Origin of the sequence: Flavobacterium rhamnosiphilum (genome assembly GCF_004349195.1) — a bacterium.
Lineage (GTDB): Bacteria > Bacteroidota > Bacteroidia > Flavobacteriales > Flavobacteriaceae > Flavobacterium > Flavobacterium rhamnosiphilum.
The window spans coordinates 92,930-109,555 of sequence record NZ_SMLG01000008.1 but is presented as its reverse complement, the minus strand read 5'-3'; the positions used below and the strand labels follow the sequence as shown (position 1 = coordinate 109,555).

At 33.8% G+C, this 16,626-nt stretch carries 15 protein-coding genes; 2 read left to right on the top strand and 13 right to left on the bottom strand.

What is annotated here, in order from left to right:
* Positions 1–3: 3 nt before the first annotated feature.
* Positions 4–1,233 carry a multidrug effflux MFS transporter gene (locus E0I26_RS11525; RefSeq protein ID WP_131916690.1) on the bottom strand — a complete coding sequence of 410 codons (1,230 nt, stop codon included), beginning with the start codon at positions 1,231–1,233 and terminating at the stop codon, positions 4–6.
* Positions 1,234–1,532: 299 nt separating this feature from the next.
* The gene (locus tag E0I26_RS11520; RefSeq protein WP_131916627.1) at positions 1,533–2,039 is read right to left on the bottom strand and encodes a DUF2911 domain-containing protein; all 507 of its coding nucleotides are present in this window, start codon (positions 2,037–2,039) and stop codon (positions 1,533–1,535) included.
* Positions 2,040–2,223: 184 nt separating this feature from the next.
* Between E0I26_RS11520 and E0I26_RS11515 the strand changes: the two genes are divergently transcribed.
* Positions 2,224–4,140, top strand: a complete 1,917-nt coding sequence (locus E0I26_RS11515) for a DUF294 nucleotidyltransferase-like domain-containing protein (RefSeq protein ID WP_131916626.1) — start codon at positions 2,224–2,226, stop codon at positions 4,138–4,140.
* A gap of 2 nt (positions 4,141–4,142) precedes the next feature.
* Entirely contained in the window at positions 4,143–4,739 is a 597-nt protein-coding gene (locus E0I26_RS11510; protein WP_131916625.1) for a 3'-5' exonuclease, read from the top strand.
* Between the two features lie 7 nt (positions 4,740–4,746).
* On the opposite strand, the gene E0I26_RS11505 is transcribed toward E0I26_RS11510, so the two are convergent.
* The 11 genes from E0I26_RS11505 to ilvB all read right to left on the bottom strand — a co-directional run bounded on the left by E0I26_RS11505 (position 4,747) and on the right by ilvB (position 16,524).
* The gene (locus tag E0I26_RS11505) at positions 4,747–5,238 is read right to left on the bottom strand and encodes a 4'-phosphopantetheinyl transferase family protein (RefSeq protein WP_131916624.1); all 492 of its coding nucleotides are present in this window, start codon (positions 5,236–5,238) and stop codon (positions 4,747–4,749) included.
* Positions 5,239–5,267: 29 nt separating this feature from the next.
* A complete protein-coding gene (locus E0I26_RS11500; RefSeq protein WP_131916623.1) occupies positions 5,268–5,525 on the bottom strand; it encodes an acyl carrier protein in 258 nt (85 codons plus the stop codon).
* 54 nt (positions 5,526–5,579) lie between these two features.
* Positions 5,580–6,851 (bottom strand): beta-ketoacyl-[acyl-carrier-protein] synthase family protein, encoded by a 1,272-nt coding sequence (locus E0I26_RS11495; RefSeq protein WP_131916622.1) that lies wholly within the window; start codon positions 6,849–6,851, stop codon positions 5,580–5,582.
* Positions 6,852–7,286, bottom strand: a complete 435-nt coding sequence (locus E0I26_RS11490) for a 3-hydroxyacyl-ACP dehydratase FabZ family protein (RefSeq protein WP_131916621.1) — start codon at positions 7,284–7,286, stop codon at positions 6,852–6,854.
* 8 nt (positions 7,287–7,294) lie between these two features.
* Positions 7,295–8,347, bottom strand: coding sequence for a type III polyketide synthase (locus E0I26_RS11485; protein ID WP_131916620.1), 1,053 nt, complete (start codon positions 8,345–8,347; stop codon positions 7,295–7,297).
* Positions 8,344–9,057 carry a methyltransferase domain-containing protein gene (locus tag E0I26_RS11480; RefSeq protein ID WP_131916619.1) on the bottom strand — a complete coding sequence of 238 codons (714 nt, stop codon included), beginning with the start codon at positions 9,055–9,057 and terminating at the stop codon, positions 8,344–8,346. The genes E0I26_RS11485 and E0I26_RS11480 overlap by 4 nt, the downstream gene beginning before the upstream one ends.
* Positions 9,058–10,188: an NAD(P)/FAD-dependent oxidoreductase gene (locus E0I26_RS11475; protein WP_131916618.1), complete on the bottom strand. Its 1,131-nt coding sequence runs from the start codon at positions 10,186–10,188 to the stop codon at positions 9,058–9,060. It abuts the gene before it with no gap.
* Positions 10,189–10,333: 145 nt separating this feature from the next.
* Entirely contained in the window at positions 10,334–12,256 is a 1,923-nt protein-coding gene (acs, locus tag E0I26_RS11470; RefSeq protein WP_262712057.1) for an acetate--CoA ligase, read from the bottom strand.
* 516 nt (positions 12,257–12,772) lie between these two features.
* The gene (gene ilvC / locus E0I26_RS11465) at positions 12,773–14,242 is read right to left on the bottom strand and encodes a ketol-acid reductoisomerase (protein WP_131916616.1); all 1,470 of its coding nucleotides are present in this window, start codon (positions 14,240–14,242) and stop codon (positions 12,773–12,775) included.
* Between the two features lie 49 nt (positions 14,243–14,291).
* A complete protein-coding gene (gene ilvN / locus E0I26_RS11460) occupies positions 14,292–14,825 on the bottom strand; it encodes an acetolactate synthase small subunit (protein ID WP_131916615.1) in 534 nt (177 codons plus the stop codon).
* 4 nt (positions 14,826–14,829) lie between these two features.
* Entirely contained in the window at positions 14,830–16,524 is a 1,695-nt protein-coding gene (gene ilvB / locus E0I26_RS11455) for a biosynthetic-type acetolactate synthase large subunit (RefSeq protein WP_131916614.1), read from the bottom strand.
* Positions 16,525–16,626 lie beyond the last annotated feature (102 nt).

Genomic DNA, 16,626 nt, shown 5'->3' with positions numbered 1-16,626 from the left:
CAATTAATGAACTATTGCAATTCCTTCATCGTGAGAAGTTACAATAGTTTTTTTTATGTTTCGTTTTCCAAAAATTAAAATGATTAATGCCAAAGTGGTTGAAACAGTCATAATCACAACCATTGGTAAAATAGAATTTTTCACAAAAACACCAACGGCAAATGAAGCTAAAGCACCTAATCCTAATTGAATAGCGCCCATTAATGCTGAGGCACTTCCTGCATTTCGAGCAAAAGGAGCCATGGTAAGCCCAGCTGTATTGGGATTAGAAATTCCCAAACAAGCTAAGAATAAGAATAGCATAGCAATAGTTTCATATAAGCCTAAAAGATTATTTATCGACAATATGAGGAATGAAACACTGATAATTGTCTGCGAAATCAAAGCGCCAAAAATCATTTGCTCACTTTTGAATCTATTTAACAATACCGAATTAAGCTGGCTGGAAATAATAAAACTCAAAGACATAAAGGCAAATATCCAACCGTAGGTTTTTGCGTCTACTTTGAAAATATCCATAAATAAAATGGGAGAGGCCGCCACATAAGTAAACAATCCGGAGAAAGCCACAGATCCTGTAAAAGCATACGTGTAAAACTGGGGTTCTTTTACAATTTTAATAAAATTGGAAATAATAGGTCTGGGTTTTAATGAAATTGAAGTGTCTGGTTTGTGCGTATTTGGCAAGCCAATTTGAGCAGCTAAAAGAATGACAATTCCAATGCACATTAATATAAAAAAGACAGTATGCCAACCATAATCTTCCGTGACATAACCACCAATAGTTGGCGCTAACATTGGCGAAAGCCCAACAACCAGCATCAATAAAGAAAATACTTTAGGAATATCTTTCACTGGAAATAAATCACGAACCATAGAAACCGAAGCCACAGTTGCCGCACAACTGCCCACAGCCTGAATGAATCGTAAACCGATGAAAGTATCAATGTCAGTTACAAAAACACAACCTAATGAAGCCAAGATATAAACTAACAAACCTATAAATAATGGCTTTTTTCGACCAAAACGGTCTAATAATGGTCCGTAAAGCAATTGTCCAGCAGAAATTCCAATGAAATAACTGGAAAGAGTCATGGAAACATTAGCAACTGAAGTATTCAAATCTTTAGCAATTCCTGCAAAACCAGGTAAATACATATCAATTGAAAAGGGTCCGAGCGCAGTCAGTGAACCTAAAATTAGAATTAATTTAATATATTTTGTTTTTGTCATTACGGTATCAGTCATGAAATTTTTTTTAATATTTTGCAAAGGTAAATATTTAAGATCCTAATCAAAGGCTAGAATCTGATTAGATTGCAATAAATTTATTGCCAGACCCAATAGTTGCTCATATCGTTGCTCATAATGTCTTTACATCAGAGGTTTTGATTCTTTACTATAATGTTATTATTTTGCACTATAATTTATATTATGTAAAATAGACTTTTTAGATACAACCAAAGAATCAATTTAAGTAAAACAAAAAAGCATCACCTATTGGTAATGCCTTTTAGAATTATAAAATAATTTTATTGTACAGCAATTGGTATGTTCCAGTTATCCCAACTTAAAGCAATACTGTTTTTATCAATTGTATAAACTAATTTTTCAGCTGTTGATTTTGCAATTTTCTGCTTAACAGTAACTCTTAACTGATCTTCTTTTTCTTTATATTTATAAGCTCCCCATTGTTTAGCTTCTTTATTAAAGATGATAATACATTCTTTTTCATTTGGTATAATAAAGAACGAATATTTCCCTGCTGGCAATTTAGATCCGTCAATAGTTAGCTCTTTGTCAGTTTCGAAAGTTGTGGCGTCGTTTGCACCAGCACGCCAAACTTGATTGAATGGCACTAATTTACCCCAGATTTCTCTGGCTCTGACAGATGGACTTCCATAATTGATACTAATGGTTGCGCCATTAATTTTCCCTGAAACAACCTCTTTTGTACTGGAAGGTTTCTCTTGAGCATTTAAAGAATTTACAATCAAAAATGCGATAAGTAAAAGATGTATTCTTTTTAGTAATTTCATGATTTAAAATGATTTAGTTTATCCTATAAAAATAAAAGAACTTCATTTAATTTAGCATAATTCTCTTTAATTTTAAGAAAAAATTAAGAACTTTATAAATTAGTTGTTTTACTACAATAATGACAGCATTATAATTTATTATTTTATTATTTTTACAAACAATACACCATTTATTTGACCAACTATGAATACAATTGCTGAGCACATTGCCGATTTTTTAAAGGAATATCCGCCATTTAATCACTTGACATTTGAAGAATTATCTCAAATAGCGATGAGTATTCGCGTTGTAAACTTAGAAAAACATAAAAACTTATTTCAAATTAATGATGTGTTGCATGACAGTTTTTATGTTGTTGCTTCAGGCACTATCAATTTATCTGTCATTTCAGATGCTGAAGAAACGTTATTAAATAAGTGTCATGAAGGTGATATTTTTGGTTTGCGTCCATTTTTTGCCAAGAATAATTATATGATGACGGCCAAAGCCAGAGAAGAAAGCATTGTTTACGCTATTCCAATCGCAACTTTCCGCCCATTTGTAGTCAATAATTCAGAAGTTTTGAATTTTTTGTTGGAGAGTTTTGCAACGAATACGCGAAATCCAAAAGACAAAGAAAATTTAAGAGGTAAACTTATCTCTGATAATGTTTTCTATTCTGACCAACAATCTGAAATGCAGTATTTTCAATCTTTATCCTATAATACTTCACCATTAAAGGCAACAATTACAGCAGTTGTACAGGATATTGCTCAGCAAATGACTGAAACATTAAAAAACAACATTATCATTTGTGACAATAACTTTCCTATCGGAATTGTGACTGACACTGATATGCGTTCCAAAATTGCAACCGGTCGATTTCCTGTAACAGTTTCGGTAGGAAAAATAATGTCATCACCAGTTATTACTGTTGTGGAGAACGTTTCCTTGGCTGAAGCTCAATTACTGATGCTGAAACATAATGTAACCCATTTATGCGTAACACATGATGGAACTGATAAATCTGATGTAAAAGGAGTCATTTCTGAACATGATTTGATAGTTGCCCAAGCAAATAATCCCGGTGTTTTAATTAAAGAGATTAAGCGTTCACAAAACCCTAAGGAATTAAAACAAATTCGAGAACGTTTAACGGATTTGATTCAAACCTCTATTTCTAAAAACATACCGCTTTCTCACGTTTTCAATATTGCCAGCGAAATTAATTTAGCCATTATTAAACGTTCTGTAGAATTATCTATTTTAGATTTAGGTTCCCCTCCTGCCCGTTTTGCTTGGTTGAGTATTGGAAGCCAAGGAAGAAAAGAACAGTTGTTGTTAACGGATCAGGATAGCATCTTGATTTTCGAAGATGTTTCGGCAGACAAGTATCGAGAGGTCAAAGATTACTTTCTTAAACTTGGAAAAAGAACAACTGCAACACTCGAAAAAATTGGTTATGAATTATGCCCTAACGGACACATGGGAAGCAACATGCTTTGGTGTAAATCACTGACAGACTGGTCTAAACAATACGACAGTTGGATGAATACTCCTGGTGAAAACAGCAATGATTTGAGTAGTATATTTTTTGATTATGAAATTATTTTTGGAGAACAAAAAATTGAAGATGCTATTGGAAACGTAGTCTTCAAAAATGCAAAAAATAATACTTTGTTCTTTGATTTCTTAGGAAATGATGCGTTGAGAAAAAACTCTCCTTTAAGTTTTTTCAAAAAATTCAATGTTGAGGAAGAAGGCCCTAATAAAGATAAATTTGATATAAAAACACGTGCTTTGATGCCATTGATTGATGGCGCCCGTTTATTTACCTTAAGTTTTGACATACGAGGAATCAACAACACCTTTCAGCGATTCAAGCAGTTAGCAATTGCAGATCCTAAACATGCTGAAATTTATCTTAATTCTGCGGAAGCCTTTTTGACTTTATCAAAATTTAGAGCATTAGAAGGTTTAAAAAATGATAATTCAGGCCAATTTATAAATTTGGAAGAATTATCAAAAATTGATAGAGAAAAATTAAAAAATGCTTTAGCTCCTATGAGAGAATTGGAAGAATTAGTAAAAAATAAATTTCAACTTACTCAATTTTCATAATTATGTTAGACTGGTTAAAAAACATTAATAAAGAATATCCAGAATTTTGGAAGACCTATCTTTCTAAATTTGAGAAGAAATCAACCCGATTTGTTGTTTTGTCAACAGAAACTTCCGGTTTGAATCCAGTCAAAGATGTTATTTTATCCATAGGTTCATTTGCCGTAATCGATAACAGTATTGTTATTGGCGATAGTTTTGAAGCGGTATTGCTACAATACAAGTTTCTTCATGATAACGGTCTTTCAAATGAATTTTTGGTGGAAAGTAAAATTAAAAAACTTGGTGAAGCCGAAGCTATAAAATTGTTGATAGAGTATCTTGGAAATTCGACTTTAGTGGGTCATCATATTGATTTTGATGTTGAAATGATTAACGCAGCATTAGAAAGACTGGACTGTGGAAGATTAAAAAACGAAGCTTTAGATGTTGATATTATGCATAGAAAACTGCATGATATTAATGATAAACAATTTTCTCTTGATGAACTTTGTACGGTATATAATATTTCTAAAAGTGACCGAAATTCCTCTGCTGAAGATGCTTATAAAACGTCGTTGCTATTCTTAAAATTAAAATCAAAACTGGGAATAAAATAATATTATTCTAATCAATCAAGGTAATTCCTTCCCAAAATCGCCCGTGATGGCTGATAGAAACCGGTTTAGTTATTTTAGTCTGTTCGTCAATTATAAAAGGAATTCCATCACTTTTACTAATTGTTTCGTTTGAATTTAATTTTCTGATCGTATCAAATTTTTCTTTTTTCACTACGGCAATCGTATGTATGAATGCATCAGAAATTGTAGTTTTTGTAAAATACGTATTCCCTTTTATTGAAACTGAGCCTGAAATTTCATTTTCATAGACACATTCTAATTGTAAAGGAAAATACCCTCTAATTCCCGTTTCTCTGTTGTAGATTTTATAAGCAGCTTCCTTTCTGCTCCATAAATTCCAAACCATTATTTCAGGGTTTTCGGTATCAGCAATGAGTAATTGTTCTTTTGCAGTAAAGATTTTGTCTAAAAACCGGTTCCGTTTCCAATTACTTTCTTTTCTGGCTAAAGCCAAATCTACTATGTCGTTTCCAATCATTTTTTACTGACTTTTTTACCGCTAATTCCCTAGTTTTTCTCTGCTAATTTGGTTTCAATAATTTCCAATGCCGATTTTACGTTAACCATACGCTCCATTGATTCATTATCGATTACAATATTATATTTCTCCTCAATATCTAAAATAACATCTACTAAATTAGCAGAATTGATCTTCAAGTCATTTATAAAATCAGTATCTTCCGTAAGCAGATCAAAAGCTTCTTGATTTTGAATATACGGCTTTACTATATTTTTTAATTCTTCAATTGTTAGTTCTTTATTCATAATTTTTTGCTTTTTGTTAATGTATTGAATTCAAAATTACCTGCCAATATATGACTAAATGTATTTCTTAAAAATTACACATCCATTCACATCTCCAAACCCAAAACTGGCTTTTGCAATTATATTTAATTCCTTTTCAATCAGTTGTTGTGGTATTCTCGATTCATCAATTATTGCCGTAATTTCAGGATGCAAATCGACACAATTGATATTCGGGAAAATAAATCCGTGATGCAATTGCAGTATAGAAGCCACACTTTCAATACTTCCCGCTCCCGATAAACAATGACCTACCATTGATTTCAAAGAGTTTATGTATGGAAATTCTTTTCCATTTCGTCCTAAAGCTTCACTCCAATTCTGAATTTCAAGACTATCTTTTGATGTGGCTGTCAAATGTCCGTTGATTGCATCGATATCATTGGCAGAAATTCCTGCATTTTTTAAAGCATTTTGAATGCATTTCTGTACAGCAATAGGGTTTGGAGCGGTCATGGTTCCTAGTCCGCGTTGTCCACCGGAATTGACATTTCCACCCAAAACTTCAGCATAAATTGTAGCGTCTCGTGCAATCGCACTTTCTAAATCTTCCAAAACCAAAGCTCCAGCTCCACTTCCGGGAACAAATCCTGAAGCACTTGCTGACATTGGCCTTGAGCCTTGTTCGGGATTTTCATTATGCTTAAAAGTACAGACTTTCATGGCATCAAAGCCACCCCAAATGTAAGGCCCGGAATCGCTGGTGCTTCCTGCTAAAATACGTTTGGCCTGACCTGACTTTATCCTTTCAAAAGCCATCAAAATACTCTCCGTGCCGGTCGTACACGCTGAGGAATTAGTTGAAACCTGGTTTCCTAATCCTAATTTTCCGCCCAGATAAGCGCTGACACCACTATTCATCGTTTGAGCAACGGCGGTGCTGCCTAATCTTCTCGTTTGAAAATCATCTATTTTATAAATGCTTTCACGAAATTTATCAATTCCAGAAGTTCCTGTACCAAAAATAGTTCCGCTGCCCCAATCCGGTTCTTCATTTATTTCTAAAGATAAACCAGCATCTTTCCATGCATCAATTCCTGCAATTACACCATATAAAATCCCAGTGGAATTGAAGTTTCTTAACTCCAATTCAGAAAAATATTTTAATGCTAATTCAGTAGAAATCTCCGGTTTTCCTGCTATTTGACAAGAAAATTGTAATCGTTCCAACTCAGCGTCGTGCTTAATTCCCGAAATTCCGTTTTTGATGGCATGCGTAAACGCATCAAGTCCTACTCCATTTGGAGCAACAACACCAAGACCTGTTATAACTACTCTTTTTTTCATTTATTTAGAAATTACCATACCTGCGATTATTCCTGTACAAACAACCTCTCCTATTTCATTTTTCATGATGACTTTACATTTTAATTTTCCGAATCTAAAATATATTTTTTCTGAAATTACCATTGCTTTTTCATTTGGAAAAACAGGTTTTAAAAATTCTATTTCTGTTGATGTTAAAGCAATTGAGGCATTTCTATTAAATGAATTATCTAATAAAAAAATCCCCAAACAAACTAATCCAATTTGCGCCATAACTTCCGTCAAAATCACTCCCGGAGTCACCGGATTATCTCTGAAATGACCTTTATAAAAATCAAGATTTTCATCAAAAGTGTAGGTTCCTTCCACCCCATTTTCATTGATTTGAAGAATTTCGTCCACAAACAAAAATGGCTTAGAATACGGTAATTGTGCTATAATTTCTTGGTTATTCATTTTCTTGTTTAAAACTGTAATAAAACTCGTTGCGCTGAAAAACCAGGGCCAAAACTCAACATTAATCCTTTCTCTCCTTTTTTGGGCTGATTATCCATGATTCGTTCCAAAACATATAAAACCGTTGCGCTTGACATGTTCCCATACAAACGCAAAACTTCTTTAGTATCGTCTATATTTTTACCCAAATTAGAAAACAAACCTTCAACCGTTTGAACAATTTTCTTTCCTCCGGGATGAAAAATTAAATGATCAATATCCTCCATTTTTAAATTGTTTTTTTCTAAAAAGGGGTGAATAATATCGGGAAAATGAGAAGCGATCGTTTCTGGAACTTCAATATCCAGAACCATTTGCAATCCAGAATTCGTGAGTTTAAAACCCATCATGTGAATAGTGTCATAGAAATGATACATTTCCTCCGCTACAATTTCCGGACCTTCATCGTCTTCATGTGAAGAAAGTAAAACGCAAGCCGCACCATCGCCAAAAATTGCCGCACTTACAATATTTGCCATCGAAAAATCATCCAATTGAAATGTTGCTGTTGGACTTTCAACTGCAATTACAGCAGCACGTTTCCCCGGATTGGCCTGCAAGAAATTTTTAGCATAAATAATTCCTGAAATTCCGGCAGCACAACCCATTTCGGTAACGGGAAGCCGAACGATATCCTGACGCAATTTTAATGTATTAATCAAATAAGCATCTAGTGACGGAATCATTATTCCAGTGCAACTTACCGTAATAATATAGTCTAAATCTTCAGGGTTCCAATTGGCTTTTTTTAGCGCTTTTTCTAACACTTTTTCGCCTAAATCAATGACTTCACGAACATAAATATCGTTTCTTTCTTCAAATGAAGTTTTGGTAAACACTTCAATTGGATCCATAATGGAATAGCGTTTATCAACAGCTGCTCCTTCAAAAATTTTCTTTACTTTTCTAATGAAACGTTCGTCTTGCCCCACTAACCATGCATCCAAAAAAGGAATGATTTCATCTGTATTTCTGGAATATTTTGGTAACTGTTTTGTTACGGTTTTGATTTTTACACTCATATTTTAGAAATTATCCATTGATAACGAAAAGCCCATTTCCAATGAATTTTATAGTTTTTAAAACTTAATTTTTTAGAAAATTCGATCAATTCTTCTTTTTTAAAACCTCTTAAAATTGAAGTTAATCCATCTTCTCGAGACATCTCATTCAATTGAAACACAAAACACAATGCCTGAAATAATCGGTATGCTATTGCATTTCTATGCAAGTCATTAATAACAATTCCAATATTCGAATTGGTATTAAATACGTTTAATAAATCAACAATTTCATTGTCTTTAAAATGATGTAATGTCAAAGTACACAAAACAATATCGTATTTTAATTCATTGAATGATTTAGAAAATACATCTTCACAACGATAGCTAATATTGAGGTAATTTTCAGATAATTTTTGCGCATGACTAATTGTAAAACGATTGGCATCGATGCCTATTAACTGGAATTTTAGCTTGTTTTTTAATCCAAAATCAGCTAAAGTTCGCAACATATCACCATTGCCACACCCAACGTCTACAATTACAATTTCATTTGATTTTGAAATACTACTTATCAAATCCTGAACGCCTTCTAAAGTTAGCTGGTTCCCTCCTAAAAGTTGATTGATTTTGGCAATTTTATCCAATGCATCACGCAAGATTTCTCCTTCCATGGCAAAATCATCCATCGTTTCAAGCGTATCGGTTCTGAATTTTGTATTTAGAAACATTTATGAATTTAAAGTTATTGGGGTTCCGTGCGTATTCTTTATAATTTTTGATAATAAAAATGGAAATATAATTAATATACGCATCAATACGGCTGAAAGTTTTTGCTTTTGCAAAAGATTCGATAACAATCGGCCCATTTTAAGCCTTTTCTTGAAATTTAAATTCCATTCCTGAGTGTATTTTTCTTCTAATTCATTTCGGGATTTAATTTCATTGGTATAATATTTCTCCACTAATTCTGAAACAATTTTTGCACTATGAATTGCCATTGCCATTCCATTTCCACACAAAGGATGAATTAGTCCTGCGGTATCGCCAATCATTAGAATATGATTTTCAACGGCTTGTTTTTTCTCAAAAGATATTTGGCTTATGGTTAAAGGTTTTTCAAAAAGCAAACTACTTTTTTCGAAAATTACTTTTAAATGAGGGTTTTTAGAAACTACACTATTTTGATATTCATCAATATTTTTAAACTGTTTAAAAGTCTCGTAATCTGCTAAATAACAGATATTAATTGTGTCCTTTTCTACTTTAGAAACACCACAATATCCACCTTTGAAATTATGAAGACCAACACTGTCATTTGGAAAATCTCCCGAATAATGCGCCTTAACAGCCAACCAATATGATTTTTTCTGGATGAAATCTCTATTTAATTTCTGGTCAATGTTAGAACGTTTTCCAAATGCACCAATAACTATTTCTGATTTTAAAATGTTTTTATTAGCAGTCGTAACTATAAATTGATTGACCTCAAATGCTATACTTTCTACATTGTTTTGAAGTATTTTGCATCCGTTTTTAAGTGCTTTTTTATACAAATATTCGTCTAAAACAAAACGACTAATTCCGAAACCACCAAGTGGCAAAACGCTTTTAATTGTTTTTCCGCTTGCTGTTGAAAACTCAAGTTTTGTGATATTTGTAGGATTTAAATCAGCTATGTTTAAATCCAACCAATTGAAATAAGGCAAGACTTCATTAGATATATATTCGCCGCAAACCTTATGCTTTGGGAATTCATTTTTTTCAATTACAGTAACCTGAAGTCCAATTTTAGACAAATGAATCGCAGCAGTCAATCCTGCTAAACCACCACCAATAATTAAAACTTCATTATTTTTCATAGAGAAGTAAATTTATGGATTTGTTTGAGAACGCAGCTATATTATTTAATATAAAACTTACATAATTATTTGATATAAAATAAGCGCTACTTTCCTGTTTTTATTCAAAAAAAAAGCCGTTTTGTTACAAACGGCTCCTAATTAATTATAGTTTTCCTTCTTTTATTTCCTCTACAATCTCAGGATTTAAAAGTGTTGAGATATCACCAAAATTAGAACAATCCCCTTCAGCTATTTTGCGAAGAATTCTACGCATGATTTTTCCGGAGCGTGTTTTTGGCAAACCAGAAACAAATTGAATTTTGTCTAACTTGGCAATTGGTCCTATATGGTCTGAAATATGTTGATTGATTTCCTTGCTTAGATTTTCTCGATCACGATATTCTCCGGTTTCTTTTAAAATCACAAAACCATACAAAGCATTTCCTTTTATGTCATGCGGGAAGCCTACAATAGCACTTTCTGCCACAGCCGGATGTTCATTTATGGCATCTTCAATTGGTGCAGTTCCTAAATTATGCCCCGAAACAATCACTACATCATCTACGCGTCCCGTAATTCTGTAATAACCTACTTCGTCACGCAAAGCACCGTCTCCAGTGAAATATTTGCCTGGGAAAGCACTAAAATAAGTGTCTTTATAACGTTGATGATCGCCCCAAATGGTTCTAGCAATTCCAGGCCAAGGAAATTTGATACAAAGACTTCCCGTAACCTGATTGCCTTCTATTTCATTGCGTTTATCATCCATCAAAACAGGTTGAATTCCGGGTAATGGCAAGGAAGCATAAGTAGGTTTTGTTGGAGTTACAAAGGCAATTGGAGAAATCATTATTCCGCCGGTTTCTGTCTGCCACCACGTATCAACAACAGGGCATCGCTTTCCTCCTACGTGATCATTGTACCAGTGCCATGCCTCTTCGTTAATAGGTTCTCCAACAGATCCTATCACTTTTAAAGACTTCATAGGATATTTTTGCACATAATCTAAACTCTCTTTTGCCAAGGCTCGGATTGCTGTTGGCGCCGTATAAAACTGCGTCACTTTATGCTTTTCGATGGTTTCCCAAAAACGGCTAAAATCTGGATAGGAAGGAACTCCTTCAAAAATAACGGTTGTTGCACCATTCAATAATGGGCCATAAAGAATGTAAGAATGTCCGGTTATCCAACCAATATCAGCGGTACACCAAAAAACATCGTTTTCTTCGTAATTAAATACATTTTTAAAAGTATAAGCGGTATACACCATGTAACCTGCTGTAGTATGCACCATTCCTTTTGGTTTTCCGGTAGAACCGGAAGTGTAAAGAATAAACAAAGGATCTTCGGCATCCATAATTTCGGCTACATTATTGTCCGAAGCTGCGTTTAAAAGTGGTTGTAACCATTGATCACGACCTTCTTGCATATTTATGGCAGTATTCGTTCTTTTGACAACCAATACATTTGAAACACCAGGACAGTTTACCAGTGCTTCGTCAATTATTCCTTTTAAATCGATAGTTTTATTACCGCGATAGCCACCATCTGATGTGATAACCATTTTACAATCACTGTCATTTATTCTTGTTGCCACTGCTGATGCCGAAAATCCCGCGAAAACAACGGAATGTATCGCTCCAATTCTGGCGCAAGCCAAAGTTGTAATGGCTAATTCAGGAATCATAGGTAAATAGATACAAACTCTATCTCCCTTTTTTATTCCTTGTTCACGCAGTACATTTGCCATTTTACAAACGCGTTGATGCAATTCATTATAGGTGATATGCAATGCTGTTTCTGATGGATCATTGGGTTCGAAAATAATGGCCGTTTTTTCTCCTCTTTTTGCAAGATGCCTGTCAATGCAGTTTTTAACGATATTTACTTTTGCTTCTGTAAACCATTTCACTTCGGCCTCCCCCATATTAAAATCAACAACTTTATCCCATTGTTGGTACCAGGTAAAGTTTTCTTCTGCTATTTTTCCCCAAAATTTTCTTGGTTCACGAACTGATTTATTATAATGTTTAAAATATTGTTCTAAATTTTGAATCTTATAGTAGCTCATGTTTTTATTTTTTATAAAAGTATTAAATCTCACGCTATTCTTAAAATTATTTAAATCATAAATACCCACAAAAAAAAATGAATTATCAAATAAAAAAGCGCTTTTATTAGTAATCCGTTTAATTCTTATCGTTTTTTACAAAATAAGTAAAATACAAAAAGGCAAGATAGATTTAAGTCCATCTCGCCTTTGTATCAACAAAATTTAACAACAATTATTTTAAGACTATAAGCGATAATTTTTTAAACTATAATTAACCAAAATAATTCAGTTCAAATCAAGAACTCATAGTGTTAAAATCTTCTGTACTGATTTATTTAAAAAAAATAACCATGGATATTTCTACTACTTCCCATCTGTTTCATAGGGATTACTTCACACAACTTTAAGCTCGTTTAAAGTTGTGTGAATGTAAAAGCATCCATATCCATTTATCTTTTTTAATAAGTTTTAACTAATTCAAAATATTATGAAATCAAATGATATAGTGCTAATCCCAACACACCCTCTTGTGTGGTAATTCCTATTTTATTATCCTATTTTTTTCATAGCGGTCATCGATTCTCTCAACCACTCACCTACTTCTTCAATTGGATGTTGACGAATGCTTTTATTTACAGCAATAAGAACCGCATTTTCTACTCCATTTGAAGTTGAAAAAGGTTTTCCTATTACATTAGCACCTACCTTTTTCATGAAATCCGTTAATAATGGTTTGCAGGCATGGTCAAATAAATAACAACCGTATTCCGCTGTATCCGAAATGATTCTGTTCATTTCATATAATTTTTTTCTGGCTACTGTATTTGCAATCAAAGGCAATTCGTGCAAAGATTCATAATATGCTGATTCTTCAATAATTCCTGTTTGAGTCATTGTTTCAAAAGCCAATTCTACACCTGCTTTTACCATGGCAATCATCAAAACACCATTATCAAAATACTCTTGTTCTGAAATATGCGCAGCTGTTGGCGCTGTTTTTTCGAAGTTGGTTTCTGCAGTTGCAGCTCTCCAAGTCAATAAATTGATATCATCATTAGCCCAGTCAATCATCATGTTTTTTGAAAATTCCCCTGAAATAATATCATCCATATGTTTTTGAAACAATGGGCGCATGATGTCTTTCAATTCATCTGCCAATTCATACGCTTCAATTTTTGCAGGATTTGAAAGACGATCCATCATATTAGTAATTCCACCGTGTTTCAAGGCTTCCGTTACTGTTTCCCAACCGTATTGAATTAATTTTGAAGCATACGCTGGCTCAATTCCTTTTTCGACCATTTTGTCAAAACATAAAATTGAACCTGTTTGTAACATTCCACAAAGAATGGTTTGTTCTCCCATTAAATCCGATTTTACTTCGGCAACAAATGAAGAGTTCAAAACTCCTGCTTTGTGACCACCAGTAGCGACTGCATACGCTTTTGCTTGTTCAAATCCTTCTCCATTTGGATTATTTTCAGGGTGAACCGCAATTAAAGTTGGCACACCAAAACCTCTTTTATATTCTTCACGCACTTCAGATCCCGGACATTTTGGCGCACACATAATTACAGTGATGTCTTTACGAATTTGCATTCCTTCTTCTACAATATTGAATCCGTGAGAATAAGCCAAAGTTGATCCGTTTTTCATCAAAGGTATAATCGCTGTAACTACAGCAGTATGTTGCTTGTCTGGTGTAAGGTTACAAACCAAATCAGCCATTGGGATTAATTCTTCATACGTTCCCACTTTGAATCCATTATCAGAAGCATTTTTAAACGAAGCTCTTTTTTCTGAAATTGCATCGGCACGCAATGCATAAGAAATATCTAAACCAGAATCTCTCATGTTCAAACCTTGGTTCAAACCTTGTGCTCCACACCCTACAATGACTACTTTTTTTCCTGCTAAAGCTTTAATTCCGTCTACAAATTCAGATTGGTCCATGAATTCGCATACGCCTAATTGTTCTAATTGTAATCTAAGTGGTAATGAATTGAAATAATTTGCCATTTTTTATTATTTAATGATTGTAAAATTTTATAATTGATAGGTTTAAAAATTAAACAGATTCCTGTTTAAGTTCTTCTAATAATGTTGAAATCTCCATTTTTGCTTTGGAAACCGATATTCTTCCGGAACGCACAAATTGCATGATTCCAAAAGGTTTTAATTTTTCGTATAACGATTCTATTTCAGCACGTTGTCCTGATTTTGAAATCACAAAAAAGTCTCTCGCAACCGTAACTATTTCGGAGTGGCTTTCTTTAATAATATTCTGAATTTGTTTTTCATCAAAAAGTAAGCTCGACTCAATTTTGAATAGTGCATTTTCCAAGAAAATAGTTTCTTCGTCAATATGATAAAATGCTTTGATGACTTCGATTTGTTTTTCGATTTGTCCAACTATATTTTGCACCCATTTTTCGGTTGTATTCACTACAATGATAAATCTTGAAACATTTTCAATTTCAGATTCGGATACATTTAAACTCAAAATATTGATATGGCGTTTCAAGAATATTCCAGATATTCTGTTTAATAAGCCAACGTTGTTTTCTGAATAAACAGAAATGGTGAATGTTTTATTTTCCATAATATTAACTTAATCGGATATCAGAAACTGATGCTCCTGTTGGAATCATTGGGAATACGTTATTTTCTTTTTCTACCATAACTTCAAGAAAATACGATTCTTTTGAAGCCATCATTTCGGCAACAGCCGCATCTAAATCTTCTCTTTTGGTTACTTTTTTCGCTTTGATATAATAGCCTTCGGCAATGGCTATAAAATTAGGATTGATCATTTCCGTAGAAGCATATCTTTTGTCAAAAAACAATTGTTGCCACTGACGTACCATTCCTAAAAATTCATTGTTTAGCACCACAATTTTCACAGGGACTTTGGTTTGAAAAATAGTTCCTAATTCCTGAATGGTCATTTGAAAACCGCCATCACCAATAATTGCTACTACTTCACGATCCGGCATTCCCATTTTAGCTCCAATTGCAGCAGGCAATGCAAATCCCATAGTTCCTAAACCACCAGATGTTACATTACTTTTTGTAGAATTGAATTTGGCATAACGACAAGCAAACATTTGGTGTTGTCCCACATCCGAAACCATAATGGCATCACCTTTTGAATGCTTGTTAATCATTTCAATAGTTTCTCCCATAGAAATTCCTTCTTTCTTTGGATTTAACTCGTCATTGATTACCGTTTCTAATTCAATTTCATATTTCTCTTTAAATTCATTATGCCAAGATTCATGAGAGTTGCTTTCGATTAAAGGAATTAAAGCCGTTAAAGACTCTTTTAAGTCAGCCAAAACAGCTACAGTAGTTTTTACATTCTTATCTACTTCGGCAGGATCAATTTCAAAGTGAATTACTTTGGCTTGCTTTGCATAAGTGGCTAAATTTCCTGTAACACGGTCGTCAAAACGCATTCCAAGCGCAATTAAAACATCACATTCATTTGTCAAAACATTAGGACCGTAATTTCCGTGCATTCCCACCATACCTACATTTAATGGATGATCTGTTGGCATTGCTGAAAGTCCTAAAATAGTCCAAGCAGCCGGAATTCCTGATTTTTCAACCAAAGCTTTCAACTCCGCTTCCGCTTCACTAAGAATTACTCCTTGTCCAAATATAATGTACGGTTTTTTGGCATTATTGATTAATTCCGCCGCTTCTGCCACTTTTTCAAGATTTAAAGTTGGCTTCGGATTGTAACTTCTAATACTGGTGCATTTTTTATAACTGAATTCAATTTCGTCAAACTGAGCATTTTTTGTAATATCAATTAATACTGGACCTGGTCGACCTGATTTAGCAATATAAAATGCTTTAGCAATGATTTCAGGAATTTCTGAAGCTTCCGTAATCTGGTAATTCCATTTGGTTACCGGAGTCGAAATTCCAATAATATCGGTTTCTTGAAATGCATCAGATCCCAATAAATGTTTCCCTACTTGTCCCGTGATACAAACCATAGGAGTCGAATCGATTTGCGCATCTGCAATTCCTGTAACTAAATTTGTTGCTCCCGGGCCCGAAGTTGCAATTGCAACTCCCACTTTTCCTGTTGCTCTTGCAAATCCCTGAGCCGCATGAGTTGCGCCTTGTTCGTGACGTACTAAAACATGCTGTAATTGATCTTGAAATTTATATAATTCGTCATAAACTGGCATTATAGCTCCACCGGGATAACCATAAACTAAGTCTACTCCTTCTTCTAATAAGCATCTAATAACGGCTTCGGCACCGGATATTTTATTATTTTTCATTTTTCATTTTTTTTCCTCCCCCCAACCCCCTCCGAAGGAGGGGGAGGGATAACGCAATGGGAGTGTTTTTTTTACTTCTGATATTTGAGCCTCGACTCCCCC

Excerpts from the sequence above, each read along its gene's own strand:
- E0I26_RS11525 (WP_131916690.1), bottom strand. The coding sequence starts at position 1,233 with ATGACAAAAACAAAATATATTAAATTAATTCTAATTTTAGGTTCACTG.
- E0I26_RS11520 (WP_131916627.1), bottom strand. The coding sequence starts at position 2,039 with ATGAAATTACTAAAAAGAATACATCTTTTACTTATCGCATTTTTGATT.
- E0I26_RS11515 (WP_131916626.1), top strand. The coding sequence starts at position 2,224 with ATGAATACAATTGCTGAGCACATTGCCGATTTTTTAAAGGAATATCCG.
- E0I26_RS11510 (WP_131916625.1), top strand. The coding sequence starts at position 4,143 with ATGTTAGACTGGTTAAAAAACATTAATAAAGAATATCCAGAATTTTGG.
- E0I26_RS11505 (WP_131916624.1), bottom strand. The coding sequence starts at position 5,238 with ATGATTGGAAACGACATAGTAGATTTGGCTTTAGCCAGAAAAGAAAGT.
- E0I26_RS11500 (WP_131916623.1), bottom strand. The coding sequence starts at position 5,525 with ATGAATAAAGAACTAACAATTGAAGAATTAAAAAATATAGTAAAGCCG.
- E0I26_RS11495 (WP_131916622.1), bottom strand. The coding sequence starts at position 6,851 with ATGAAAAAAAGAGTAGTTATAACAGGTCTTGGTGTTGTTGCTCCAAAT.
- E0I26_RS11490 (WP_131916621.1), bottom strand. The coding sequence starts at position 7,286 with ATGAATAACCAAGAAATTATAGCACAATTACCGTATTCTAAGCCATTT.
- E0I26_RS11485 (WP_131916620.1), bottom strand. The coding sequence starts at position 8,347 with ATGAGTGTAAAAATCAAAACCGTAACAAAACAGTTACCAAAATATTCC.
- E0I26_RS11480 (WP_131916619.1), bottom strand. The coding sequence starts at position 9,057 with ATGTTTCTAAATACAAAATTCAGAACCGATACGCTTGAAACGATGGAT.
- E0I26_RS11475 (WP_131916618.1), bottom strand. The coding sequence starts at position 10,188 with ATGAAAAATAATGAAGTTTTAATTATTGGTGGTGGTTTAGCAGGATTG.
- ilvC (WP_131916616.1), bottom strand. The coding sequence starts at position 14,242 with ATGGCAAATTATTTCAATTCATTACCACTTAGATTACAATTAGAACAA.
- ilvN (WP_131916615.1), bottom strand. The coding sequence starts at position 14,825 with ATGGAAAATAAAACATTCACCATTTCTGTTTATTCAGAAAACAACGTT.
- ilvB (WP_131916614.1), bottom strand. The coding sequence starts at position 16,524 with ATGAAAAATAATAAAATATCCGGTGCCGAAGCCGTTATTAGATGCTTA.